A 23,894-nucleotide genomic window follows, 5' to 3' on the forward strand; every position below is an offset into this window, starting at 1 on the left:
CAGGATGAATTTACGATTGGCCCTCATGGAGAAATTTCCTCTAGCTATTATTAAGCTAAGTAAAGCACTATTTGCTAGGACGACAGTAAGATGCTATTGCGAGCTTTTGATAGACAAGTCTTATGAAAACCGTATATACCCGTTGGGTATTCAGCCAATCTAAGGGCCAACCTTTCATATCCGTATCGGCCTATCACTTTTCCCATCAACGACATTGGCATATGTCGTTGAATTAGTCAAATGCTGGAAGCGGTGAAGCAGCTAGGTATGGCTACTGACGTAGATTAACCAATCAATTCAGGAACGACATTAGAAATACCAGTGGCTTCGTTTCTGAGAAAAGAGCGTGGTGGGATTTACTGAGGAATGCTTGACTCGTTTTCTTATGGAGAAAGGCATACTCCTTTTAAACAAATTAGCCAATTGCATGTTACATTACATATCACACGATTAGTACTTACATCCCCGACTCGTCATTTGGCCGGGTTTTGTTTTGGCTTTAGTAGTATGGAATGCCCTAATCGTTTACTAATAGGGTAGTTTCATAATTCTACACCAATTTCTCACGTAACCTCTTGAGCTGATCAATCTTATCGATGCAGCTGGATATATTCTCATTGGCTATGTCGAAAAGGATCATATCTGTTTGAGAAGGTTCTTCTCCGTGCTGGGTAATACTAAGTAGCATTCGTTCAAAGCCAACCTGTATCTGACTGTACTTATCTATCTGGTGGTCAATCTCTTCTACTGTCCTGTCCCTGTGCATACGTGAATTAATTTAGATATTGGCAAACTGTACCAGTATACACATTACCAGATAATATCCTATCCATTATTGCGCTTCAGCCCACGTATATAGACGAGAAGAACAAATCCAAGGACTGACCACCCACTTGGTATAGCTAACGTATAGTTGGTGTTTTTAACCTACGTTATTTAGTAACCTTTCTGTTTTTCTTCGAAAGGGTTGCCTGAATAACGGCCCAGGCTTGTACTCGTAAACGTTGATGAAGTTCCTTATCTCTGGGGACAAATGTGGTACTACGGACGTTACCAGCTTTCGGCTTTACTTCCCAATAATTTGTATCGGAGGTATCTGGAATGGAGGTGTATTGGGGTTGGCTCATCATCAATAGTTTAGTTAGGTAAGACGAAATAGTCCCTAGGAGATGAATCGGCGAATGACTTAGCCCTTGCTAGTAAAAAGGGAGTTGTCCTGAATAATACCTACGCCAATAAATGTTTCCCGCGTTCAGGGGATTGGTCATTTTTTTGGTTTTGGTGCTAGAATCAGACTTCCAAAACCGGATTCGTTTTTCTGATATTGAGGTACTTTAGGTGCGCCATGCACTTTAGGGGCCTTTGTCGCCACTTTCTTTACAGTCTTGTTTTTCTTTTCCATGTGAGCCATAATAAGATCGTTTAGAGTGTAACACGAACCAAGGGAAAACGCTTTAATTAAATTTTACCTAATAGTAAGTGTTGGTCATTAATGATACCCTTTTAAAGATCTGAGTAACGAACTAAAATACAATTCATTGATAACATTGACCCATTTCTATACCATCTGATATATTTATTGTTATATTATTCAAGCAGATAAATCGAAGCAGTACACCAAATCCGTATGTACTAAACTCGTTGTTTATCTTCTCCCTGAAACATGTACGTCTCAACCAGGCATTTCGCCCTAACCGACGAAGAAATCATCCGTCAAATTTTACCCAATCATCCCAAACAATGCTTTGAATCTCTTTACAATCGGTATGTGCGTAAAGTCTACAAACGCTGCTTTTCGATGACTCATGATTCGGAAAAAGCCGAGGACTTTACCCAGGATATTTTTCTAAAAGTATTTGATAAACTGGGGGCATTTCAACAAATGTCCAGCTTCTCGACCTGGCTTTATTCGATTTCATTTAACTATTGTGCGGATCAGCTACGAATTAGCAAGCGGCTGCCTTTCACACCAATGGATACGACGTACGGTTACGATTTAGCCGGATCGGATGAAGAGCAATTACTCGAAGAAACGCTTTGGTTGATGAGACTAGCCATGGGAACCCTATCCGTTAACGAGCGTACCTTCTTGAAATTAAAGTATGAGGACGACCTGAGTATTGACGAAATAGCGGTTTTGTATAAGCTGAATGCCAGTGCCGTCAAGATGCGCCTGAAGCGAAGCCGGGAAAAGATCAAACGCTTGCATGACCGGCTATCTAATGGATAACCAAAGCCTACAAACTAGGCGGTTAACAAAAGATATTTTTTCACAGGATTAACCAAAAGGTTTAATGAGTCAGTAAGATCAAGCTAATTTAGGTTAGTCCCAAATGAGGTAGGTGATTCATCCGCCCGGTAATCGATCAGCATCAACAGAAAACGTAAGTCTACATCTTTGGTGATTGGCTTGCAGAAAACCGAAAGTAAAACTCACCCATATCTTCTGCCAGTCGACCAGCAATACCCTTGTACTCGTAGGTATCAGGCCGATCAGCAATAGCGGTAAAGCCGAGATAGACCAGAAGTGCAGGCGTAATTTCCATCCCCGAAGATGGCAAGAAAAAAATGAATGTTTTTCAGCCTGCACGTTCTACACTTCCTACACGTTGGCTGTTTTAAGCTGCCAACAAAAAAACGCCAGCCCCAACCAAAGCCAGCGTTTTGTAGAATCCTTCACGAAGCAGAAGTTGGCCGGGCTGATCCCTATGCCTCATTTTAATCTAACACTTAGCTAGACTGATCCGTTAAGAGTTGCAAAGTTGATTACTCAACAAAACACATGAAAAAGATCCTGATGATGGGCGGACTCCTGGTAGTCACGCTAACGGCTGCTCAAGCCCAGACTAAAAACACCACTCCGGTGACGGATGGCACAACTAAGAACAGTGGGGTAGGCAATGGGACCAATGGGTCAGCATCGCCCCGTGGTACCTCGGATGCTCAGGGAGCTGTTGGCGCTGACAATGGAACCTCTTATGGCATGCAGACAACCCAGCCAGTGAGCCAAACCATGAGCAAGGCTACTCGAAAAGAGCGCAAAGCCAAGCGGAGTAAAACCAACTCCTAACTAATAACCAAAAGGTCTTTCCAATTGGAAAGACCTTTTGGTTATACCTTCTCTACTTCAACCCTGAGCACGTAGTTATGATACTCGGCAGCTACCAGGGGTACTTCTCAACGAGAAGTTACTAGCTAATAAAAATGGTTATTTCTTTTTTACCAATGCCGTTAGAGACTGCAATGGATAGGCAACATTAAGACTCAGCGACCGATTTTTGAGCTTGTCATAATCGCTCGCACTGGGATCAATATTGACCAAACCTAACTCATAGGCTAGACTCAGTCGCAGGCCTTGGGCCATTTGATAGCCCGCCGTGAAAGCTAGTCCTGCATCGAAACGTTTATAGCCCAGATTCTTATCAAAAGCAGCAACAGTGTATGAATTGTCGGAGTCGTTGATTTTCCCCCAGAGCCCGTAGGCAAGATACAAACCTACTCCTCCGAACAATCGCCCACTTTGTTTAGGCATATCCTGGTTATAGAGGATGTAGGCCGGGACTTCCAAATAGGTCATACGGGTAGTGGATGTCCCATCTGTATACGTCGTTTTACTGCCTTTACCGATGAGTTGAAAGCCGTATAGCAGCGAAATATGACTTAGAAATGGCGCTTTATCCGGGTCTATTGTGGGCCCTGGCAGATGTTGACCGCTGGCTAACAGGGTCGTTACATCCGCAGGCTCTAAATGACGAGCCGCCTTCGGTTTGTAATAATTAAGTATCTGATCAACTAAGCCCTGATTGTGGAATTGAATAGCCAGGTTCAAGGCGAGCACATCGCCCGGCGTAGGGGCATTCGCTGCGTACGGAGTGCCCGCATAGGAGGGATTCAATAGGCTTTGCTTAACCAGATCAATCGAAGTTTGCAAGAATGTCTTGATTTTTTTGTCTAAGTCAGTCGGCGTTCGTTGAGGCACCTCTGGTCCCAGCACTTGTGCCCAGCTCAGGCTGGGTAGTAAGCCAATCATCAGGGCAAACATCACCTTTTTCATGTTTGAAGCGGGGTTGATTGATTGCTCAAAATTGGCTTACTGCTCAAGGAGCGACAATAGTTAGGGCTAACTATTTTGGTAGTCAAACTTGAGGTAGTGCTCTTGGTCGGTAAGCTCCTCAAGAACCAAGTCGTTAACCGCTAGCCCGGTCACCAGTTTTAGATAAAAATAGCCAGACTATGTCATTTAAGATCCTAGCTCTGCTCTTTATGCAGGATAAGAGTACAGATGGCTGATTAATCCAACCTCCTAACCTGGCTGTGATACTCATCCGAAAACGCGATTTCAAACTTATCTTAGCCAGCTATTAATGACTAGTAGCCAATAACTGGAAACTACCTATTTACTGAAATCAAGATGAACTCACAAGAGTTAGCGAATCGATTAGCCCAGATTGGTATGCCGACCGATGCCTATTGTTTGACGGGTGGTCTACCTCACGAGGCTTACTGTTTGAATCAAACCACTGCCGGATGGGAAGTATACTATAGCGAACGAGGCAGTAAGACAGGATTGGTACTATTTACGACAGAAGCTGAGGCCTGCCTTTATCTATACCAGCGGCTGATCAATGAAGTCCGGCACTAACTGTTTCGCCCAGACAATGACAGCAGGCTCTAAGCCACAAGTCCGTTATTATTCATCGCTGGTATCGATGAACTCTACCCTCTTTTAGCCAATCGTCAATATCCCCCACCCGCTTTGCCTTTTTAATAGTATTACAACCCCATACGGCGGTAATAGCTACGGGTTCCGGGTACAATCCCTCCCAGCTAAGCACAGGTTTGCTCAATAATGTCTTAGCTCCCTATTAACTCCTTAATTGTGTCTTTTGGCAGATTAGTTTTGGCCAGTGCTTTAGTGCACGGGTAAACAGCAAGATCAATGTATACTTGTTTGCTATCCGCTCAAGACTTTACTGCGTATATTGGCCCCACTATGGAAAACCAAAGCCCGATCCTTCGCTACCTATCAATGGCTTATCGAGAACAGACGCCCGTCATGTCCAACACCAATGCGTGCGTAAGTCGCCTTACCATTATCACAGAAGATCCCCTCTCGTTCGAGGTCGATTTAGCCATCGATGCTCAACAGGTGCGGACCTACGCCATTCAGAAGCTGTCGACCGACTCGGTCGACAACCCCCTCTATCAGGTTGCACCGGTGCATCAAGGGACAACGGGGTCTTTCGCTAAACTATCCGAGTCGGACTTGTACTATATGGTTACCGGTAGATCATTGACCGACGAGGAGTAACAGGTAAGTTCGACAAGCCACGCGAAATTCGGGCGTTTGAGGAATCAGTAGTTTGCCCAAAGTTTCGTGCTTTGGCTATCCTATGATTGTACAACAGAAAAACGTACGATTCATCTTTTTCACCAAAGTCGATAGCCCTGTATCCGGATATGAAAATTAGTTTAATCCTAGTATGCTTAAGCACCCTTTCAGGGTTATCGGCATTCGGTCGTTCAATGGCCTTTACCAGTAAGCCAGATTCGGTTCCCGCTCAACAACGATCTCACGTTAAGCTCGCTCCTAATATTAGTCCAAATCAAACCCAGTGGGCTACTGTATTTTTCTATCCATCCAAGAGCCAATCAGGCAATGAAATCAGGCTACCCCTCGGGGTTAATCAATCTACCGTTCGGCTCAGTTCGGGGGATCGAGTGCTTGAAGTCGATGAGGATTACGTGTTCATTCCGAACGCCAATCGGATCCGAGTGTTGGATGAAGATGCCCTGACAGCACAGTATCCAATAAGGATCACTTACGAAGGAGTAGCTACCACCGTTAACAACCGGTTGATCTTAAGATATAGGCCGTAGAGTACCCATTGCCACTTAAATAACAGGTAGTCAACTCCTGAAAGCACTAGGTGCGCACCCGTAATTCGGGCGTTTCATAATTCACTCTGCCTAATTAGACTGTTCTGTCTGCAAGCTTGTTTAGCGGCTTACTCGACACAACAGTCGATTTGTCCCGAACATACGAAGTAGAAAAGTGGCTTCACTGAATTATGGGGGGCAGTGCCGGAAACGCCGGCAAAAAATCCAATGATGAACTATGTTTCAATAGCAGTTCTGCTTATAACGGCGGCTTGTACCCGGTGGGGACAAGGCAACCCGAAGAGATCACAAAACGCAGCCGCGGTTAATGCTGATTCTGTCACGACGACCAGTGCAACTGGAAATATCCATGAGCCGGATATGGTAACGGTGCAGGGCGGCAGGTTTGCGATCGGTGGCAATGAGAATGATATTGCCTACAGAAGCAGAATGGGAGTATGCCGCAAGAGGGGGCACAAAGAGCGAGAAATTTGACATGCAGGTAGTAATGATGTCAATGCGGTAGCCTGGACTTTTGCCAACAGCGGATCAACTACTCATTCTGTTGGCCAAAAAGAGGCCAATGAATTGGGATTATATGATATGTCGGGCAATGTGGCTGAACGTAAACCCTCCCTATCCATCATTAAAGACATTCAACGGCAGACGCGTCGACAGTATATCGCTGAAGAAAAGATTGGTACCGGCCACCCGGCGCATTGTCCTAGATGGCTTGCAGGTCGAACAGTCGGTGGCCGAGATCTGTCGGCGAGAAGGATTCAGTACCAACATTTATTATCGGTGGATCGGACGCCGAAGCGGTAAGGAATTTTTAGAAGCCGGTAAAAAGCCATTGGCGGGCGATACTACCCAGGAAGCAACTCCCCCGAAGTACACTCCATCAAATCCGAAAATGAAGCCCTCAAACAACCAGTGGCTGAAGTAAGCCGCTTCGGCGGTCCGACTAGAAAATAGGCAGTAAAAAAAGGTGGTCCACCAACGAGGCTAAAGCCGACGACTAATCGATACCATCACATGACCCAGTCAGAAAAATGCGGGCCCACCCCTCAAGGCTTGACTTAACGTAAAGAGCGAATTTGCGGTGCTGACAAAATCACCTTATTTTTAACTACCTAAATTTCCATACTGTTTCCATGACGATGACCAATAGGCTGTTACCCCTCGTGAATGTTGTGAATAAATACCGGCCCTCGCTTTTTTCCAGCCAGGAATGGTGGTTTCATTTACTGGCGGCTAGTGTCCTGCTGCCAATCGGGTGCTATGTCAATTTTGGGCCACGCTATTTGACCGATCCTGCGGTCTTTCTGGTTGGGACGATCTGCGGTTTCGTCTCATATGTGGTATCAATTACAACGCTGACTCTGCTAATTAAACACATTATTGCTCAATACCCCACTTATCAACAAACGATTCAGCGGACGCTGGTCATGACAATTTTGGTGAATGGCACCGCCTTAAGTTATACCTGTATTGAGTATTATTTTTTTACTCGTTTCACCTTATTCCAAGGTTCATTTAGTTGGCAAGCACTCCAGGTCTTATGCTTGATATGCTTCTTTTTTGTGACCCTCTTTTGCATCGTCATCAATTTGTTTTACGCACAAAAACACTGGAAGGAAGAGCAGTTGGAGATTCAATCGTTGAAGCGTGAAGCCTTGCAACGGCAGTATGATCAATTAAAACAGCAACTTAATCCCCATTTTCTATTCAATAGTTTGAGTTCTATTTCGGCTCTGGTCGGGGAAGATACAGCGGAGGCTGAGCGGTTTGTCGATGACCTTTCTAAAGTATACCGGTACATCCTCCAGGCGACTAGGCGTGAGCTGGTAACCTTACCAGAGGAACTGACGTTTATTCAGAACTATGCCCGCTTATTACAAATCCGATATGGTAATAGCCTACGGTTCGAACTGCCTACTGCCCCTCTCAACTCAACCGGTCTTCTACCTACGCTAAGCTTACAGACACTGATCGATAATGCGCTCAAGCACAATCAGATGTCTGCTACCCAGCCCTTGCTTATTCAACTAACCAGTGTAGATGGGTCGGCTATTCGGGTCGTGAATACACTCCAACGCAAAACCCGAATTGTCGATACTATTCAACGAAGCCTAACTAATCTTACGCTCCGCTACACTTCATTTACCCATACGCCCGTCCTCATTGAGGAAACGGACAAAATCTTTAGTGTCACCCTTCCACTGGTGGAACTGGATACGCAAGACATGGCTCATCAATAAAGAGTCACTAAAGCCGGATTTGGTGCAAGTAACGGCAGTCTTACTCGCGTTGAACACTTGCCAATCAACCCTTCACCCTTGTCCATCGATACTAAAGCTTTGACTAACAGTCACTTATAATACAAAAGGGCGAGAAGTTGTGGATATTGTGGTGTCGAATCACTTGCCTACAACTTTCGCCCTATGCTCTCCCAAGATACAAAAGATAAGCGTATCGAGCTATTCGTTTCCATTGATGATTTTTGCCTGACCCTCTAAGCCTGGCAAGCCAAGCGCCAACTCGGATTGTTTAATCTCCCCAAACTTCCCCCGAACTCAGCCATAGCGAACAAATGAGCATCCTGGTTTTCTACCATTACTCAGGCTATACGTGCTTTGACTACTACTATCGCTAAGTGGTCCAAACCGAATTGGCTTCGTATTGCCCCCAGCTCATTAGCTATGAACGCTTTGTGGTCACCATCACCCGCGTGCTGCCGGGCCTGTTCCTCTATGTACAGTATTGTTGCCACCGCCAAAGCCAGTTGACAGGAATCCATTTTATTGACTCCAAAAAGCTACCCGTCTTCGACAACCGCCTGATTCATGCCCATCGGGTCTTTGCCGGGGTGGCCGCTCAGGGCAAAAGCTCGACGGGTTGGTTCGTTGGCCTGAAAGTACATCTGCTCATTAATCAGTTAGGTCAACCCGTGAGTTTCTTATTGACTCCGGGTAATGTAGCCGACAATAATCATCAAGTTTTGCCCTATCTGTTGGACCACTTACAAGGCCACTGCATTGGGGATAAGGGGTATTTGAGCAGTCCCTTCGAGCCGTTTTATGAGCGGGGTCTGCAGCTGATCACCAAAATACGGACTAAGATGAAGAATCAGTTGCTACCCATGAGTCATAAACTCAAGCTGCGCAAACGGGCCTTGATTGAGTCGGTCAATGACTTGTTGATGAGCGTATTTAACATTGACCACAGTTGTCATCGCAATCCCTATAATGCCATTGCTCATGTGTTATCAGGTTTAATTGCCTACTGTTTTTATCCCAACAAGCCCTCGGTGTTCATTCCAGCAACGGGCAGCCAGCTAACAGCTTAATCCATTATTCACGTTCAGTTTAGGTACTGATCTACAGAAGTGCTTTCGCTCCGTAAAATTCCGAAGTCAATCACTGATGGCCTATAACGGATGTGCCATTTTGGGTTATTCCACCTGATTATTGGGGTTAACCAGAACCACGGGCTAATTGGAGTAAACCATTAAGAGCCGATGAGTGCTTGGCTAGTTTGCACGTATCGCAGCCGATCGGATCAGGGGATGGCCAACAAAAAGCCCCGACGTCTGCCGGGGCTATACTTATTCAGCACTTTTTAATGCAACCTCCTCACATATTTAACGACTCGACGTAAGAATCGCTATGATAGATGAATAATAAAACCGAAAGCGCATAAAATTGGCAACAAGATTGTAGTATGATCATTCAGCCATCGAACCGGCTTGTCATCGGTCACAATTCATTCAATACGTAGGCCGAGCTCCAGGGACCAATTCAGATTGGCCTCCTTGGTTTAAACCGTAACCATACCAAACCATGCAAGTAAAGAGTACATTTCCCATCCTGGTGGTCGATGATGACGCTGCCATCGTCCCTATTCTCGAGCGAGTGGCATCCGAGGTATTCTCCGAAGCTCAGTTCATTAACGCTCAAAGTTTTGCCGAAGCGGCTCACTATCTGGACCGTTTACGGGGTTTTGGCCCTAGCCTGGTCTTGTTGGATATTGACTTAGCGATGGGTCCGAGTGGTTTAGATTTCCTCAAGCTGCTGCGCAACCACCCTCAGGGGCGTTTGCTGCCCGTGATTATGTTATCGGTCAGCCAGAGTCGAGAACAGATGGACGAAGCTTATTCCCTGGGGGCAAATGCTTTTACCAGTAAGCCCTTCAGCCTTGCGGAGTGGCGAACCTATGTAGGCGAGTTACGAACCTACTGGTATACGATGGCCAGAATCCCGACGCTTTACTTCACGGACGTCAAACAGGCCTAGGCATACTGCGGTATTACACTTCACTAAAAGAGCGGACTAAGACTATGCCTTGTCCACTCTTTTAGTGTTGCTCGGGTAATTAATTCAGTCTCCTGACCTGGCTGTGATGTTCGGTCGAGAAATTCGAGAAGTCATCGTATACAAACAAATATTTCCTTGTCAATAAGGGGACTGTTGGGCTTATCCAGTTCTGCCAGGACATCAACCATAGTCCGAAACCGATTTGCATCACCAATGAAACTCAGGCCCGACATAATCAAAGCAAATCCGCCGGTACTTACCCAGAACCAAGGCTTGGTCTTGGTTTCTCGTAGCTTAGAGCCTTGGAGTAAGACGGCTAATCCGCTGCCTAACAGCACGGCTCCACCGCCACCAAATAGCCAGTATTTAGTCATTAATTTAATTTGTTGTTGCGTTTTCATTATCTAATTGATCTTTAGTTGCTGAGCTAACCAGGCGATCAGGCTTCAGGTTTACAAAAGTTTATTAGAAAATGACCTGGTAGTCCGTCGGACCTGTGCGCCATTCCTGGATTCATCTGGGCGTATCCAATGTAATCGGCGGAGAAGGCGATCAAGTTCAGGCTAATGTGATCCTAAATACACCTTGGACTAGATCGTATGCATACGATCTAATTTACCTAATCTATAACTTCTGACAGGATAACACCTTTAACTGGGGATAGCCCTAAAACGGTCTACCGCAAGAGCTTGATTTTTTGATTTACCTTATCGATAAAGCCATGGTACTCAGTAGGTACATGCTGCTTTGCCTGATCAATCAGCCAAAATTGGCGACTTCCTTTATGCTGTAATTCGATATACAATCCACCCCAATCTCCAGCGTCTGGCTGGCCAATGACCCGATTGTTTTCCTTCTGCAAGGCAACGGGAAAGCTATCGACTAAATCACGAACGCTGTCAAACTGGGATTGAGGTAAGGCAACAAAGTCTCCCGCATAAAAATCAGTGGCCGTAGGATACCTGTCTCGCTTATCCTCAAGCAGGCGATTTGGTTCCAGTTTGAAGATTTCAATGCAGCCTTCTCCCGCACATTCCCCGTAGAAATGACCAAATACTAAATAATCTGAATTGGCTAACTCGACTGGCAAATCGTTTTTGCAGGCGCTTAGCCCAATTATCAACAGGCTGGTCAATACCCAAACTATATGTCTCATAGATTTTTCCCTCACAACGATAGTGAGATGATTCTGAAAGAGGTAAATTGGTTGTAGGCAGTTTCATTTTTTACATAGAAGATAGTTCACTGGTTACTGAAGGCGAAACGTCTGGTAAGCACAGCGTCCGAAACAAAGGCAATCAACTAACCTATGGCATCGCCTTCACCAGACCCTACGAGGCTGTAACTTCTTTCGTATGACCGCTCCGACAGCCCGGCTCATCGTAACTCAAGTGGTGGTTGCAAAAGTTACTCCGAGGGCTGACTATCTCTGGAATGGGCAATTTTTCCTTGTTAAATTGGGCCGCTATAGTTGTACTTTTACCGATATGCACACGGCCCGAAACGCCAAAGTCGTCATAGTTCTCTAATCATGAGCCGTTTTTTCACGACCAGAATCGCTGCGTTTGAGGAGCTGTATTTTATCACGGTCAAAAGCAACGCCATACATCGTCGGGCCGACCTAACGGTTTATTACCCGAATCAGGCTAAAGATCTGTCTGACATTCCTTTGGTGATTCTGTTACATGGGGTGTATGGCAGCCATTGGTCCTGGGTGGCTCAGGGGCACGTTCATCAAACAGCTCAGGCGCTTATCAGCACAGGACAGATTAGGCCAATGGTACTGGTGATGCCTTCCGATGGACTTTATGGGGACGGGTCGGGGTATGTCCCTCACCGGGAAGACAACTATGAAAACTGGATTATGGAAGATGTCATCGACGTTGTTCGGGAACAATTTCCTGACATTACGGTGTCTTCACCTGTTTTTATTACGGGCTTATCGATGGGTGGCTTTGGCGCCTTGCGACTGGGGGCTAAATATCCACAGGTTTTTCAGGGCTTCAGTGGTTTGTCGTCCATTACGCATTTTAGTCAATTGCGTGATTTTGTGGCCGATTTTGCCACATTACAACGCGATGCGGTGGAGCAGGATGGCGTACTGGACTGGCTGCTGAAAAACAGGGCAATCCTGCCCCCATTCCGCTTCGACTGTGGTAAGGACGATTCGTTATTAGGCGCCAACCGAAGTCTGCATGAATCGCTGACAGCCCATGCTATTGAGCACAGTTACGAAGAGTTTGCCGGAACACATGCCTGGGACTACTGGCAAACGCACATTGACAAGACCTTGCTCTTTTTTAATCAGTGTATCCGTTAATTCACTTGAGAAGCCGGGCCGAGTGTTCAGCGAGACTGGTCGTTTACTTATTGAAAGTAGTTAGTAAACTTTAGGCATCAATTCATTAAAGAGACGGATGCACTGCTGTAAACATCAGCAAACGCCTGATGGGGCATTGTAACTTGCCTACTTTTCCACCAGTTCTGTTTCGTTGAGACAGGCAAAAACTTCTCGATAGAATTCAGGGTGCGATTGCCAGGTTTGGCCAGTAACAATGTTTTGGTCACGAACGGCTTGTTGGGTAGCATACACCCCCCCTCCCATCTCAATTTCAGTTCTGACATGTTCGTAGGCCGTTACGTTTCGGTTAGCAGCCAAACCAGCCGTTACCAAAATCTGAATACCGTGGCAAATCGCAAAGATCCATTTGCCCTGCCGATCAAACTCGCGGACTACTTCCAAAAGCAAGGCATGATTACGCAGGTATTCGGGGGCGCGACCACCTAACAATAAAATCGCATCGTAATCCTCTACAAGCACATCGTTTATCGCCAGGTCTGAAGCCAGACAATAGCCGGGCCGCTCGATATAGGTATCCCAACCAGGCTCAAAATCGTGCATAACCAGGTTAAGTCGGCGCTTGCCTGGGGCGGCAATCATAGGTGTATCACCTTCCTCCTGAAAGCGGTGAACGGCATAGAGGGTTTCGTAACTTTCGCCACCATCACCGGTAACGATCAGAATTTTGCGATTCATGGATGTAAGGATTAAAGGGGAATAGCTGGAAATATAGGCATTATTCTAGAAAACATGCAACTCAGTAAAGTCGGAACAATCCTCAGTCAGCTTGTATCGCTTGTCAGGCGGTAAGCCCACCTGCTTTTTGGAGATGCCAATAGACCAGAAAATCCAAAAAAGGTATAAACTAAGAGTGAATAGCGCCAATAAGAAGGATCTTATAAGTTTACGCTCAATCGCGCACAAGAAAAACAACAAGCCGCAACGATTTGTCGGATTGGTTCATATATAGCGTAGCCATTTCTGCTCTTTATGCTCCTCCTTATAGTTTCCATACCATTTACAAAGTGGGTACATGACTAAGACAATGAAGGCCCAAATCAAATAAATCACCCATAACTCCACTCCGCTACCCGCCTTCGGTCGGCCGAAATTTGAGCCGAATACCAGATCAGAAGGGCTGAATCCCTGCAGAAAGACCATCACAAAAACAAGCGGGTGGATCAAATACCAGTGCACCAGGAAATAGAAAAGGGGCGTTTTTCCATACACACTCAATATAGCCATCCCGTTATTTTTCAAGCCTTGTACGAGCGCAAGAATGAGAAACATAATCCCCAGAAAAAGAAGACAGAATTGCAGCGAGGGGGGATATTTGGTCACGTTGACAAAGGAGAGAAACGTGTAGAGCCAATTCTTCTGAGTAGACCAGTTAACCGGATCACCATAACCGTTAGTCACTCTTAAAAGACCAAATAAGCCGAGCGATAGTACCCCTATCTTCAGAAAGATCCGCCGTTGGACCTTTTCGGGTGAGGAAAAAAAATGGCCGGTACCGTAACCCAGAAGCATAATGCCGAGCCAGGGAATCGGTGGGTAGGCGACCAGAAACAGTTTTCCGACTTCATACGGAAAAGCCATAGGCGAGAAAAGGGATCTCAGCACTTTAAAAGGTAAGCTTTCCGGAGCCGGAATCAAGGTAACCAACCCATGAAAAGCGACGATGATACCTCCGATAAACCCGATCATTCGGGGAGGTAATCCTACTAATGCGCTGAGGATAAGAAATCCAACACCAATGGCGGCAATCACCTCAAAGATGAGAACATCGAAGTTTGGGTCGAACCAAAGGCCAAAATTGACCACGCTGAACTCTACCAGCACCAACCAGATACCTCTTGAAGCCAGGAAACGCCTTGTATTGGCCATATCCTGTTTCGCTCTCATGGACAGAAAAGCGGAGGTACCGGAAAGAAATACAAAAGTCGGTGCACATAAATAGGTGACCCATCGGGTAAAAAATAAGGCAGGTGTAGTGGTGGTCAGGTCCGTAGGTGACTGCGACAACGAGGTTGTATGCAACAGGTCACGAACGTGATCCAGGGCCATAATGATCATCACCAAACCGCGCATAACATCAATGCTATTGTTTCGTTTCATGCTTCCAGGTATTTCGCCGATCAATCCGCCAGTGAGTATCATCGCCAATTTTCGATGTCGACTACCCATTTCTGCTGCTTCATGGTGAGGCCAATCAGTAACGCTACCCCACTATACGCCAGCGCGTCAAACGCACTGGCCAGGAGATTGCCTCGATTTCCGCCTGGGTCCGATACAGCTCCGGGGACATGGACTAACCAAACCCACAAAAAGATCATCAGAGAAAGCAACAAGGCGATAATCCGGATTCGTATGCCTAGTATAATGGCGATGCCCGAAGCGGTCAGGGCTACTCCTGTCAGATTTACCCAAAACAGGTGGTTAGCTATCCAGTCGGGAACGGTATTAGCCAGAAACTCCGCATAAATAATGTGAGAAATACCGTAACTGGTCATGGTGTAGAGAAAAAACAAATTGCCATAGGGCATGATTTTTTCCAGAACCGCTAGCTTACCGCTTACCGGCTTCTCAAACGAGTAAGCTACCACAAAGGCTCCCCCAGCCAGGGCCAGTTCCTTCAACGGCGTTGTCCACAAGCCTAAGTGATACAGTTTATTAGGCTCTGAAATGAGCTCGTAGGTTATATGGGTACCCAGGAATAGCGACAGCCAGATAGCTCCCAGCAGTAGAGCCGCTTTTTTCCCTGCACCGGATACAAACAGTAAAATACCGGTAATAATCAGATAGAGTCCGAAGACCCAAGCCAACACGTTCAGGAAAGGAAGGTGATTTTGGTAGACCGAAAAAAATACATCCCGGAAAGTCCCAAAATAAATTTGTTGACAACCATACACCAGCAGAGCAGCCGCATAGAAGGCCCGGCCAATTCGTATTAATAGGTTCATGATGATCTGGGTGCTACTTGAGGCACACTCAAAAGTAGAGACAAGTCATCACGCCCAGGCGTATTGTCTGTACACAACCCGATTCATCGATATATACCGTTTACCGGAAAATCGGGTTGTTGACCGAATATCGTGTACCCTAGTTGTTCACCTACCGTCAAAACGCTTACCTTAGGCAAGAATGGGCGGATCATGAAACGAACGAGAGAAGTTGCCTTTAATACCGTTTTCTGGCTGCTGTATTTCCTATACCAGTGGTTAGGGCTGGCGTCTCTATACGGCGATTATGACAGCTACTTTATCAACGCCTGTATGGCCCTGCCTGTCGCTTTTCTTTTTTCCTGGCTGACCGTCCATTTCTTTATTAAGAAGCGGTTGGCTGAAACCAGCAAACTAGCAGATTGGGTATATCTGGTACTCTGTTCATTTGTTTTGCTCCTGATCAGGCGTTACATCAATTATTACCTTCTTTATCCGAAGTACTTTCCGCAAGCTCAGCATATGCCGTTGTTTTCGGCTGGAAAAATGCTGGTCGAGCTGGTTAACTTATACACGATAACCGGCTTATACGCTTTGTATTACTTCATACAATCCTGGTACGAGCAACGTATTCGAGTTCATCAATTAGTGCAGCAGAAAGCAACGGCCGAACTCGACCTGTTGAAAGCCCAGGTCCAGCCCCATTTTGTGTTCAATACGTTAAATAATATCTATGCTACGGCCCTGACAAGTAGTCCCGAAACGGCCTCGCTGATTGCGCATCTATCGGGTTTTCTAGAATATAATTTATACGAAGCCAATCAGGCGATAGTGCCTTTAGCGACTGAGATGGCCTACATCGAACACTATATCGAACTTCAAAAAAACAGATATGGTCCTAAACTGGACGTGTCGATTAATCGGTATACACCTATCCATGATCTCCAGATCGCTCCTTTGCTTTTGTTGCCTTTGGTGGAGAACAGCTTTAAACATGGCGTAGCTAGTTCGCCGGGATTTAGTTGGATTCGTATTGATATTTCCAGACAAACCGGCCAATTTTCGGTTAAGATCGCCAATAGTAAGGATGAGCAAGGCCCTGTTTCGGGATCAGCCATTGGGGGAATTGGCTTATCGAATGTAAAAAAGAGATTGGTATTACTCTATCCGGATGCGCATGAGCTAACCATTATTGATGAGCCCCATTCGTACCTGATTAGTTTGACGATTAAAACGCTGAAACATGACGAACTGCTTAATCGTGGATGATGAAGCGCCGGCCAGAGCGCTGCTCATTGAGCATCTTTCCAATCTGAACGGGTTTACCGTTTCAGCCGCCCTAGCCAATGGAGTCGATGCGTTTACGTATCTGCAGACAAACCCGATTGACCTAGCCTTCTTGGATATTCAGATGCCCAGAATGTCAGGTCTTGAGTTGATCCGATGTTTAAATACCCGCCCCAAGATCATTCTCACGACTGCCTACCGGGAGTACGCGGCCACGGCCTTTGATTTAGACGTTTTAGATTACTTAGTCAAACCCATCACTCAGGAACGGTTCATGCGAGCCATATCAAAGTACCTGCAGTATCATAACACCCCTGAAATACCTTCTCAGATTTACAGCCCTTACGAAGAAACGTATATGTTTTTTAAGGTTGGCCGGGATCAGACAAAACTATTCCTGAAGGACATCATTTTTATTGAGGGATTTGCTGACTATATTAAGGTACATACGAACCAAAGATCTTACGTAGCATCCGAAAAATTAGGCTATATGGAGGAGAAATTACCCGCCGACAAGTTCATCCGAATCCATAAGTCGTTTATTATTGCCTGGGATAAACTCGTCAGTTACAACGCGGATCAGGTCAATCTCGCGAAGCAAACACTGCCGCTGGGCAGGTTATATAAAGGTGCATTTTTCCGGAAGCTTCAATCTGGCAACCTTAAAGACCAACCGTTCGTAACGTTTGATCGCTAAAAAAGGAATGCTAATAGCCAAATCCATTTGGCAAATCAACCTGATGTCCTATCTACTGCCTTGCCCAGTTTGTCCAAATAGGTAAAGACTTTTCTATCTCCTTCAGGGACGGGTAAGTATAGCACCATCCTTAGGTTCTCGTAAAAGAATACTTTTTTCGTTGATCAACTCTTTCAGCGGTTCATTGGCCAAGGTATCCAGTAATCGATAGCGTAGTTGATAGGTCTTTGTTCGATTTGCAGACTGAATCCATTTCATAATCTTGCAGTGACAATTTGCGTTTTCAGGGGTGTTGGTAACTTCTTCGAGTGAACCGCCTTTTCCCTGCTTAATAAAGACATTCCGAATCCCAATCATCTCGTTGGCATCGCCCGTATCGAAACTCCAGGTTGTGGCAATGCTGGTGAGATACTTTTTGCCTTTATCCAGTCGTAAGAGCGCATGGATGGGCGACTCTACGTTTCCCGTAGCATTTTTGATCCGCGAGTAAATCGACACCAAACCCGGTGACTCAAACTGCATATAGCCAACATGATCAATATTGGCTCCGTGCCGATAATACAGGAAATAGCCATCCTTATACGTGATTTCCACCAGATTATTAGCCACCTGATGATACCGATTGGGATCGTTGACCCGAGCCTGAGGAGCCCCCGTATAATACAGCCAAATACCCGATAAGCTATCAATCTCGGCCTTGGTTGGTTGATAAGGAAGAATGTTTAGGTCACGCCGTATCGTTGTCCACTCGTTTCGTTCGGCTACCCAACGTGCGCTAACCAGCACCAGTAAGATCACAACAAGAAGCAGGCTACCTAGCCAGACGATCGTCTTTTTTCTACCTGAATCCTTCAGTCTACGAGTTAATGTTTCGTTTTCCTGCTGACAGTCTGCCAATTGTTGCTGAAGCGCTTTCTGCTCATCGAGCCGTACTCTAACCGACGCATCGACGCCCTCAATGAGGTTATCATCCAGTGGATTTTGCTCGAAACCCTGGCGGCCAACCCCGTACAAATAAATGTAGCAGGCATCAAGCAGAAACGGACGTGGATTGGCGACGAGCCCGTTATACGCATCTTTTACCTGAACGCCCGTAATGTCATACTTGCGATGTGGATAGTCTACCTGTCTGGGGTTCGGATCGGGGGGATAGGATGCATGTTTTAGCGTGTGAGCTGTATTGGGCAATTCATAACTGATTGAGCTGAGCAATTTCGCGATGTCTTCGTAGTTTTTGGGGCTGGTATTGCGTATAATTTGTTGACCCGTCGCCAATTGGTACGTGTCAATGACTTTTCCAAGTAAATACGTGATCTCCTCTTTCCCCGACTTAATTTTCATTCAACTGTTTATCAGATAGGCGTTTATAAAATTTAATTAAGGCTTACTAAATTTTCCTAAAAATACGAGTCATTTAGTAAGCTTGGAACGCACTTATAACCAAGCTTGACAAGAAGATTCAATGTTGAGCAAGTCTATATTTGTCATACTCTCCGTTTTATCCAAACGAATATCGATAAATCAACAGAAAAGAACGTCCGTCAATTCATCTCATTGGCAATAAGCTAGCACTGAATCTAATTATGCTCGTTTTGACCTATACGAAAACTCTATTCCCAAAAGTGGTCTTTCTGGTTAGTTTCCTACTAACCTCTTCCTTATATGCGGCCAAAGTAGATTCGCTGGATATCCCAAGTGCGGTTATGAAGAAAACGTTTCGGGCAGCTGTTGTTTTGCCTAACTCGTACCAGTCTACTGAAAAAAGTAAAACGACATACCCAGTACTGTATTTACTCCACGGCGGCTTCGGTCATTTTAATGACTGGATTACCAAAACGCCCGATAAAACGCTTCTCCACCGACTTGCTGACCAATACAACATCCTGATCGTATTGCCAGAAGGAGAGATTTTCAGTTATTATCTGGATAGTCCAGTCATAAAAGACAGCCAGTTTGAGACCTACCTGACAAAGGAAGTAATTGACAAAATCGACAATACGTACCGGACCATTCGGACGAACAAAGGGCGGGTGATTACTGGCCTTTCCATGGGTGGTTACGGTTCACTGTATATGGCTACGCGCCATCCTGAGCTTTACTGCGCGGCTGGCAGCATGAGTGGTGCCCTGAACGTGGATATGAATGCCTGGAAATTGACGCCTGATGCAGCCAAGGGGATTCGAGGGGAGTTTGAAAAGATTTTAGGCCCTTTTTCGCAATCGCCGGATGGTTGGGCGGCTTACTCGGTCGTAGGTATGGCTGATAAAATAAAAACCAATGGGTTAAAACTAGTCTTCGATTGTGGCGTTGATGATTTTCTGATTGAGCCTAATCGGGAATTGCACCGTCGACTGGTATTCAACAATACGCCACACGATTATGCCGAACGACCCGGTGGACATAGCTGGGACTATTGGCAAAACTCGCTCCCCTATCAGGTTCTATTTTTTAGTAAGGTGTTGAGCGAAAATGGCGTGATGGTTCGTTAGAGTAAATTTTTTATCTGAGCTTCTACTAGTTTAAAACCGAATTACCAACCTATAATCTTTATGCAAATCAAACCAATCCTGCTGTCTTTATTTATTCTCGCGGTGCCTCTGTTGTCGGTTGGGCAAGCCAAAGATCCGATTGTAGCTGGCAAAGGTATCGCCACCGTCTCGACCGCATCAGGTGACGTTCGGGGTTACATTCACAATGGCACGTTTACGTTCAAAGGTATTCCTTACGCTAAGGCTGAGCGGTTTATGGCTCCCTCGAAACCCGATTCGTGGACGGGAGTTCGTTCCTCAATGACGTACGGACCCGTTTGCCCGATGGACCCAACCACGAGCACCTATGATGAAATTGAATTTCCATTTCAGCACAATTGGGGTTATACCAACGAAAACTGTCTAAGCCTGAACGTCTGGACGCCTGAAATCAGTAAAGCTAAAAAGCGCCCAGTTATGGTCTGGCTGCATGGGGGCGGATTTACAGCCGGGTCCTCGGTGGAGTTACCCTCGTACGATGGCGAAAATCTGACAAAAAAGGGCGACGTAGTGGTTGTGACGGTCAATCACCGACTGAACATCCTGGGCTTCCTGGATTTGTCGGGCTACGGCGAGAAATACAAAAACTCGGCGAATGCGGGGCTGATGGATTTAGTGTCGGCGTTGCAATGGGTGAACCAGAATATCGAGCAGTTTGGCGGTGATCCGGGTAACGTAACCATTTTTGGTCAGTCGGGCGGGGGCGGAAAAGTAACCAGTCTGATGAATGCGCCTTCGGCAAAAGGCTTGTTCCAGAAGGCCATCGTGCAAAGTGGTAGCTATATAACCAGTTTTGCGGAAAGTGATCTGATGAAGAAAGTAAGTGCGGCCCTGCTCGACGAACTAAAGCTGCAACCTAACCAGATCGATTCGCTCCAAAAAATCTCGTACGAGCGGTTAAATGCAGCTGGTAAAAAGGCCTTACGAAAAGTATCGGATGCGATGAAAGCGGAAGGAAAGCCAGCGTTTGGATTAGGTTGGGGACCGATTCATGATGGGAATGTACTGCCCTATCAGCCGACAGAACCGGCGGCCATTGCCCTTTCTAAGGATATTCCACTGCTGGTTGGTTCGACAAAAAATGAGTTTACGCCCTTTAATCCGGCTTCTCGCAACATCTCGATGGAAGGGGCAAAAGCCAACCTACAAAAGAAATATGGTGATAAAACCGACGCTTATCTTGCTGCCGTGAAAAAAGCTTATCCCGAAACGGTAAAGCCATCCGACTACATCGATATCGACTTAAACTTCCGGCCACTCACCGTTAAGCAGGCGAATGCGAAAGCGATTCCGGGAGCGGCTCCGGTGTATATGTATCTGTTCACCTGGCAGTCGCCGGTAATGGATGGCATCTACAAAGCCATGCACTGTATGGAAATTCCGTTTGTGTTCGACAACATCAATCGTTGTGAAGAAATGACCGGCGGTGGTAAAGAAGCGCATACGCTGGCCGATAAAATGAGTCGGGCGTGGATTGCCTTCGCCCGAACCGGCAATCCGAACCACAAAGGCCTGCCGACCTGGCCGCAATACACCGAAGAAAACGGGGCCACCATGATTTTTGACAATGTAAATCAGGTAAAGGCCAACCCGGATAAGGAGCTGTTGCAGATGACTGCCGGCAAACAGATGTAAACGCGTTTTGGCAGGATTTTCTATTGTTAAATCTGTTTAGACTTTCGGAAAAACGTTGTAAATGAGTGTTTTTGTCATTCTGAGGAACGAAGAATCTTACAGTTTCCACATTTGAGAGTGAGGATACTTAAGATTCTTCGTTCCTCAGAATGACAAAAACCACTCGTGACTAAACGTTTAAACAGGTTCATTAAAGCCTGTCTGTAATTAATTTTTATTCTCCATGGCCTTTCGTCGAAGCTTCTGTTTACTCGTTTTTCTGAGTGTTGGTCTGTTTCTTTCGCGCTTTCCTGTACAGGCCAAGATTGTAAAACTAGTCGTTACCAAAACCGAACCTTACGCGGGAGGGCGAACATTTGGCACGGCCGGAACGTACGAACGCGTTTACGGACAGGCTTATGGCGAAGTAGATCCCAACCTGGCTTCGAATAAAATCATTCAGGATTTGCAACTGGCACCTCGCAATAATCGAGGTTTGGTCGAATACGTCTCGGAGTTCATTCTGTTGCGCCCCACCAATATTGGCAAGAGCAACGGACTGCTGTTTCTTAGTCTGCCTAATCGGGGAAACGTGTTTCTGGCAGATACGGCGCTGCTCAAACGAGGTTACGTATATCTGTGGAGCGCCTGGCAGGGAGACGTTTTAGCTGGAAATTCTCGGCTGACGATCAAGGTCCCTGTTGCGACAGAAAATGGCCGTGAAATTACGGGGAAGGTCCGCGCAGAATTCCAGGTGTTTATGCCTGCGCCAACGCAGCTGTTGAGCAGTGGACCGTTTAGCGCAGCAACGCATCACCCCTACGAAACTGTTAGCCTAGACAACACCGGACTTCAACTTACCAAGCGCGTTCACGAAGCCGATCCGCACATTCCTATTCCGAATAGTGATTGGGCTTTTTCAGATTGTATGACAAAACCCTTCCCCGGCACGCCCAGCACGACGCAACTTTCCATTAAAGGCGGGTTTGATCCGAACTACATCTACGAGTTAGTATATACGGCCAAAAATCCACTCGTGATGGGTCTGGGACTTGCCGCCATCCGGGATATCGCGTCGTTCCTGCGAAACACAACCACCGACGAAGCCAGTAACCGAAATCCACTGTTGTCGATTGATAACCAGACGATTCCGATTCGAGCGGCTATTCTACAGGGCGTATCGCAGTGTAGTAACTTTTGCCGGACATTCCTGCAATTGGGCTTTAATCAGGATGAAAGCGGCAAGCGGGTGTTTGATGGCGTTAACGCACATATTGCCACTCGACGTAATTCGCTGAATGTGCGTTTCGGCAGACCGGGCGGAGGTGGCCTTCAACACGAAGATCATTTGTTTCCCAGTAACGAAGCCCCCTTTACCTGGCAGATCACGAAAGATCCTGTTTCGGGAATCACCGGGGGGATTCTTGAAGCCTGTTTACCGATGGGCAATTGCCCAAAGATCATGCAAACGCTCAGTTCGTCGGAATACCGGCAAATACGGGCGTCGCTACCGACCACCGATCCGGCGGGTAAAAAAGACTTGGCTATTCCTGACAACGTCCGCATTTACTTTATCACCGGAACTCAGCATTCGCCCAATGGCGCGCAGGACCCTTTAAGTGGTTTCCAGATGAACTACAACCCGACCCAACCGACATTACGGGCCTTACTGATTGCGCTGGAACAGTGGGTAATGACGGATAAACTACCACCTGCCAGCGCTTACCCGACGTTGAAGGCCTTAACTCTCGTGTTGCCCGAAGCAAAAAGTATCGGTTGGCCGTCGATTCCAGGCGTGGTATATAATGGTCAATTCAACAACGTTCCCTTGCTCGATTTTGGCCCTGAGTTTGACAGTCATTACATCACGGGTATTGTGTCCAATGAGCCGCCCAAAGTGGTTAAGGAGAACGTCTACGCGGTTTTAGTGCCGAAAGTCGATCAGGATGGTAATGAAATAGCGGGAATCCGAAATACGACCATGCGGGTGCCACTTGGCACGTATACGGGCTGGGCATTACGGCGAGCGGGTTACGGTGAAGGCGATTTAGCCTCGCTAAATGGCATGTTCATTCCGTTCAAAAAAACGAAGGCTGAGCGGATAGCTACTGGCGATCCTCGCTTATCGTTGGAGGAACGGTATGGAACACACGAAGCGTACGTAAAAGCTGTACGCAAGGCTGCCGACGAACTAGTAAAAGAAGGTTTTTTGTCGACCGAAGATGCTCAGAACGAGGTGAATATGACCGAGAAAAGTAATGTATTGAAATAGAGATCCATAACCTACAC

24 protein-coding genes and 1 pseudogene are annotated in these 23,894 nt (G+C 46.3%); 16 read left to right on the plus strand and 9 right to left on the minus strand.

The window, feature by feature from the left end; translation table 11 throughout:
- Positions 1-1,264 precede the first annotated feature (1,264 nt).
- Entirely contained in the window at positions 1,265-1,411 is a 147-nt protein-coding gene (locus ACYVE4_RS09000) for a hypothetical protein (RefSeq protein WP_461039194.1), read from the minus strand.
- Positions 1,412-1,663: 252 nt separating this feature from the next.
- Here ACYVE4_RS09000 and ACYVE4_RS09005 point away from each other — a divergent pair, with 252 nt between their 5' ends.
- Positions 1,664-2,230 carry an RNA polymerase sigma factor gene (locus ACYVE4_RS09005; protein ID WP_461039196.1) on the plus strand — a complete coding sequence of 189 codons (567 nt, stop codon included), beginning with the start codon at positions 1,664-1,666 and terminating at the stop codon, positions 2,228-2,230.
- Positions 2,231-2,390: 160 nt separating this feature from the next.
- Here ACYVE4_RS09005 and ACYVE4_RS09010 read toward each other — a convergent pair whose 3' ends face one another.
- Positions 2,391-2,546, minus strand: a complete 156-nt coding sequence (locus tag ACYVE4_RS09010; RefSeq protein ID WP_461039198.1) for a hypothetical protein — start codon at positions 2,544-2,546, stop codon at positions 2,391-2,393.
- A 236-nt stretch (positions 2,547-2,782) separates the two neighbouring features.
- Here ACYVE4_RS09010 and ACYVE4_RS09015 point away from each other — a divergent pair, with 236 nt between their 5' ends.
- Positions 2,783-3,070 (plus strand): hypothetical protein, encoded by a 288-nt coding sequence (locus ACYVE4_RS09015; RefSeq protein WP_461039200.1) that lies wholly within the window; start codon positions 2,783-2,785, stop codon positions 3,068-3,070.
- 138 nt (positions 3,071-3,208) lie between these two features.
- Here the strand turns inward: ACYVE4_RS09015 and ACYVE4_RS09020 are convergent, their stop codons facing one another.
- On the minus strand, positions 3,209-4,054 hold the full coding sequence (locus ACYVE4_RS09020) for an outer membrane beta-barrel protein (RefSeq protein ID WP_461039202.1): 846 nt from the start codon (positions 4,052-4,054) through the stop codon (positions 3,209-3,211).
- Between the two features lie 357 nt (positions 4,055-4,411).
- Between ACYVE4_RS09020 and ACYVE4_RS09025 the strand changes: the two genes are divergently transcribed.
- The 8 genes and pseudogenes from ACYVE4_RS09025 (at position 4,412) to ACYVE4_RS09060 (ending at position 10,175) form a co-directional block, all read left to right on the plus strand.
- Positions 4,412-4,642, plus strand: a complete 231-nt coding sequence (locus tag ACYVE4_RS09025) for a hypothetical protein (protein WP_461039203.1) — start codon at positions 4,412-4,414, stop codon at positions 4,640-4,642.
- 297 nt (positions 4,643-4,939) lie between these two features.
- Positions 4,940-5,311 (plus strand): hypothetical protein, encoded by a 372-nt coding sequence (locus ACYVE4_RS09030; RefSeq protein ID WP_461039205.1) that lies wholly within the window; start codon positions 4,940-4,942, stop codon positions 5,309-5,311.
- A gap of 149 nt (positions 5,312-5,460) precedes the next feature.
- Positions 5,461-5,880 carry a hypothetical protein gene (locus ACYVE4_RS09035; protein ID WP_461039207.1) on the plus strand — a complete coding sequence of 140 codons (420 nt, stop codon included), beginning with the start codon at positions 5,461-5,463 and terminating at the stop codon, positions 5,878-5,880.
- Between the two features lie 427 nt (positions 5,881-6,307).
- On the plus strand, positions 6,308-6,406 hold the full coding sequence (locus tag ACYVE4_RS09040) for an SUMF1/EgtB/PvdO family nonheme iron enzyme (RefSeq protein WP_461039209.1): 99 nt from the start codon (positions 6,308-6,310) through the stop codon (positions 6,404-6,406).
- Positions 6,407-6,463: 57 nt separating this feature from the next.
- The gene (locus ACYVE4_RS09045; protein ID WP_461039211.1) at positions 6,464-6,826 is read left to right on the plus strand and encodes a hypothetical protein; all 363 of its coding nucleotides are present in this window, start codon (positions 6,464-6,466) and stop codon (positions 6,824-6,826) included.
- A gap of 214 nt (positions 6,827-7,040) precedes the next feature.
- The gene (locus ACYVE4_RS09050) at positions 7,041-8,141 is read left to right on the plus strand and encodes a sensor histidine kinase (RefSeq protein ID WP_461039213.1); all 1,101 of its coding nucleotides are present in this window, start codon (positions 7,041-7,043) and stop codon (positions 8,139-8,141) included.
- 183 nt (positions 8,142-8,324) lie between these two features.
- Positions 8,325-9,229: pseudogene (locus ACYVE4_RS09055) on the plus strand (IS982 family transposase).
- A gap of 493 nt (positions 9,230-9,722) precedes the next feature.
- The gene (locus ACYVE4_RS09060; RefSeq protein ID WP_461039215.1) at positions 9,723-10,175 is read left to right on the plus strand and encodes a response regulator; all 453 of its coding nucleotides are present in this window, start codon (positions 9,723-9,725) and stop codon (positions 10,173-10,175) included.
- A gap of 131 nt (positions 10,176-10,306) precedes the next feature.
- Here the strand turns inward: ACYVE4_RS09060 and ACYVE4_RS09065 are convergent, their stop codons facing one another.
- Together ACYVE4_RS09065 and ACYVE4_RS09070 are read right to left on the minus strand one after the other, a co-directional pair.
- Positions 10,307-10,597, minus strand: coding sequence for a hypothetical protein (locus ACYVE4_RS09065; RefSeq protein WP_461039217.1), 291 nt, complete (start codon positions 10,595-10,597; stop codon positions 10,307-10,309).
- Positions 10,598-10,872: 275 nt separating this feature from the next.
- Complete coding sequence (locus ACYVE4_RS09070; RefSeq protein ID WP_461039219.1) at positions 10,873-11,352, minus strand: hypothetical protein; 480 nt, start codon at positions 11,350-11,352, stop codon at positions 10,873-10,875.
- Positions 11,353-11,727: 375 nt separating this feature from the next.
- Between ACYVE4_RS09070 and ACYVE4_RS09075 the strand changes: the two genes are divergently transcribed.
- Positions 11,728-12,516 (plus strand): alpha/beta hydrolase, encoded by a 789-nt coding sequence (locus tag ACYVE4_RS09075; RefSeq protein WP_461039221.1) that lies wholly within the window; start codon positions 11,728-11,730, stop codon positions 12,514-12,516.
- A 147-nt stretch (positions 12,517-12,663) separates the two neighbouring features.
- Here the strand turns inward: ACYVE4_RS09075 and ACYVE4_RS09080 are convergent, their stop codons facing one another.
- From ACYVE4_RS09080 to ACYVE4_RS09090, 3 genes are all read right to left on the minus strand, one after another.
- Positions 12,664-13,233 carry a DJ-1/PfpI family protein gene (locus tag ACYVE4_RS09080; RefSeq protein WP_461039223.1) on the minus strand — a complete coding sequence of 190 codons (570 nt, stop codon included), beginning with the start codon at positions 13,231-13,233 and terminating at the stop codon, positions 12,664-12,666.
- 264 nt (positions 13,234-13,497) lie between these two features.
- A complete protein-coding gene (locus ACYVE4_RS09085) occupies positions 13,498-14,655 on the minus strand; it encodes a DUF1624 domain-containing protein (protein WP_461039225.1) in 1,158 nt (385 codons plus the stop codon).
- Between the two features lie 38 nt (positions 14,656-14,693).
- On the minus strand, positions 14,694-15,500 hold the full coding sequence (locus ACYVE4_RS09090) for a hypothetical protein (protein WP_461039227.1): 807 nt from the start codon (positions 15,498-15,500) through the stop codon (positions 14,694-14,696).
- Between the two features lie 192 nt (positions 15,501-15,692).
- Between ACYVE4_RS09090 and ACYVE4_RS09095 the strand changes: the two genes are divergently transcribed.
- Complete coding sequence (locus ACYVE4_RS09095; protein ID WP_461039229.1) at positions 15,693-16,748, plus strand: sensor histidine kinase; 1,056 nt, start codon at positions 15,693-15,695, stop codon at positions 16,746-16,748.
- Positions 16,723-17,463 carry a LytR/AlgR family response regulator transcription factor gene (locus ACYVE4_RS09100; RefSeq protein ID WP_461039231.1) on the plus strand — a complete coding sequence of 247 codons (741 nt, stop codon included), beginning with the start codon at positions 16,723-16,725 and terminating at the stop codon, positions 17,461-17,463. The genes ACYVE4_RS09095 and ACYVE4_RS09100 overlap by 26 nt, the downstream gene beginning before the upstream one ends.
- 102 nt (positions 17,464-17,565) lie before the next feature.
- Here ACYVE4_RS09100 and ACYVE4_RS09105 read toward each other — a convergent pair whose 3' ends face one another.
- Positions 17,566-18,804, minus strand: a complete 1,239-nt coding sequence (locus ACYVE4_RS09105) for a hypothetical protein (protein WP_461039233.1) — start codon at positions 18,802-18,804, stop codon at positions 17,566-17,568.
- Between the two features lie 242 nt (positions 18,805-19,046).
- Between ACYVE4_RS09105 and ACYVE4_RS09110 the strand changes: the two genes are divergently transcribed.
- The 3 genes from ACYVE4_RS09110 to ACYVE4_RS09120 all read left to right on the plus strand — a co-directional run bounded on the left by ACYVE4_RS09110 (position 19,047) and on the right by ACYVE4_RS09120 (position 23,877).
- On the plus strand, positions 19,047-19,952 hold the full coding sequence (locus ACYVE4_RS09110) for an alpha/beta hydrolase (protein ID WP_461039235.1): 906 nt from the start codon (positions 19,047-19,049) through the stop codon (positions 19,950-19,952).
- A 60-nt stretch (positions 19,953-20,012) separates the two neighbouring features.
- A complete protein-coding gene (locus ACYVE4_RS09115) occupies positions 20,013-21,626 on the plus strand; it encodes a carboxylesterase/lipase family protein (RefSeq protein WP_461039237.1) in 1,614 nt (537 codons plus the stop codon).
- A 223-nt stretch (positions 21,627-21,849) separates the two neighbouring features.
- Positions 21,850-23,877: an alpha/beta hydrolase domain-containing protein gene (locus ACYVE4_RS09120; protein ID WP_461039239.1), complete on the plus strand. Its 2,028-nt coding sequence runs from the start codon at positions 21,850-21,852 to the stop codon at positions 23,875-23,877.
- The last annotated feature ends 17 nt before the right edge of the window (positions 23,878-23,894 follow it).

It is taken from the genome of Spirosoma harenae (genome assembly GCF_054776975.1).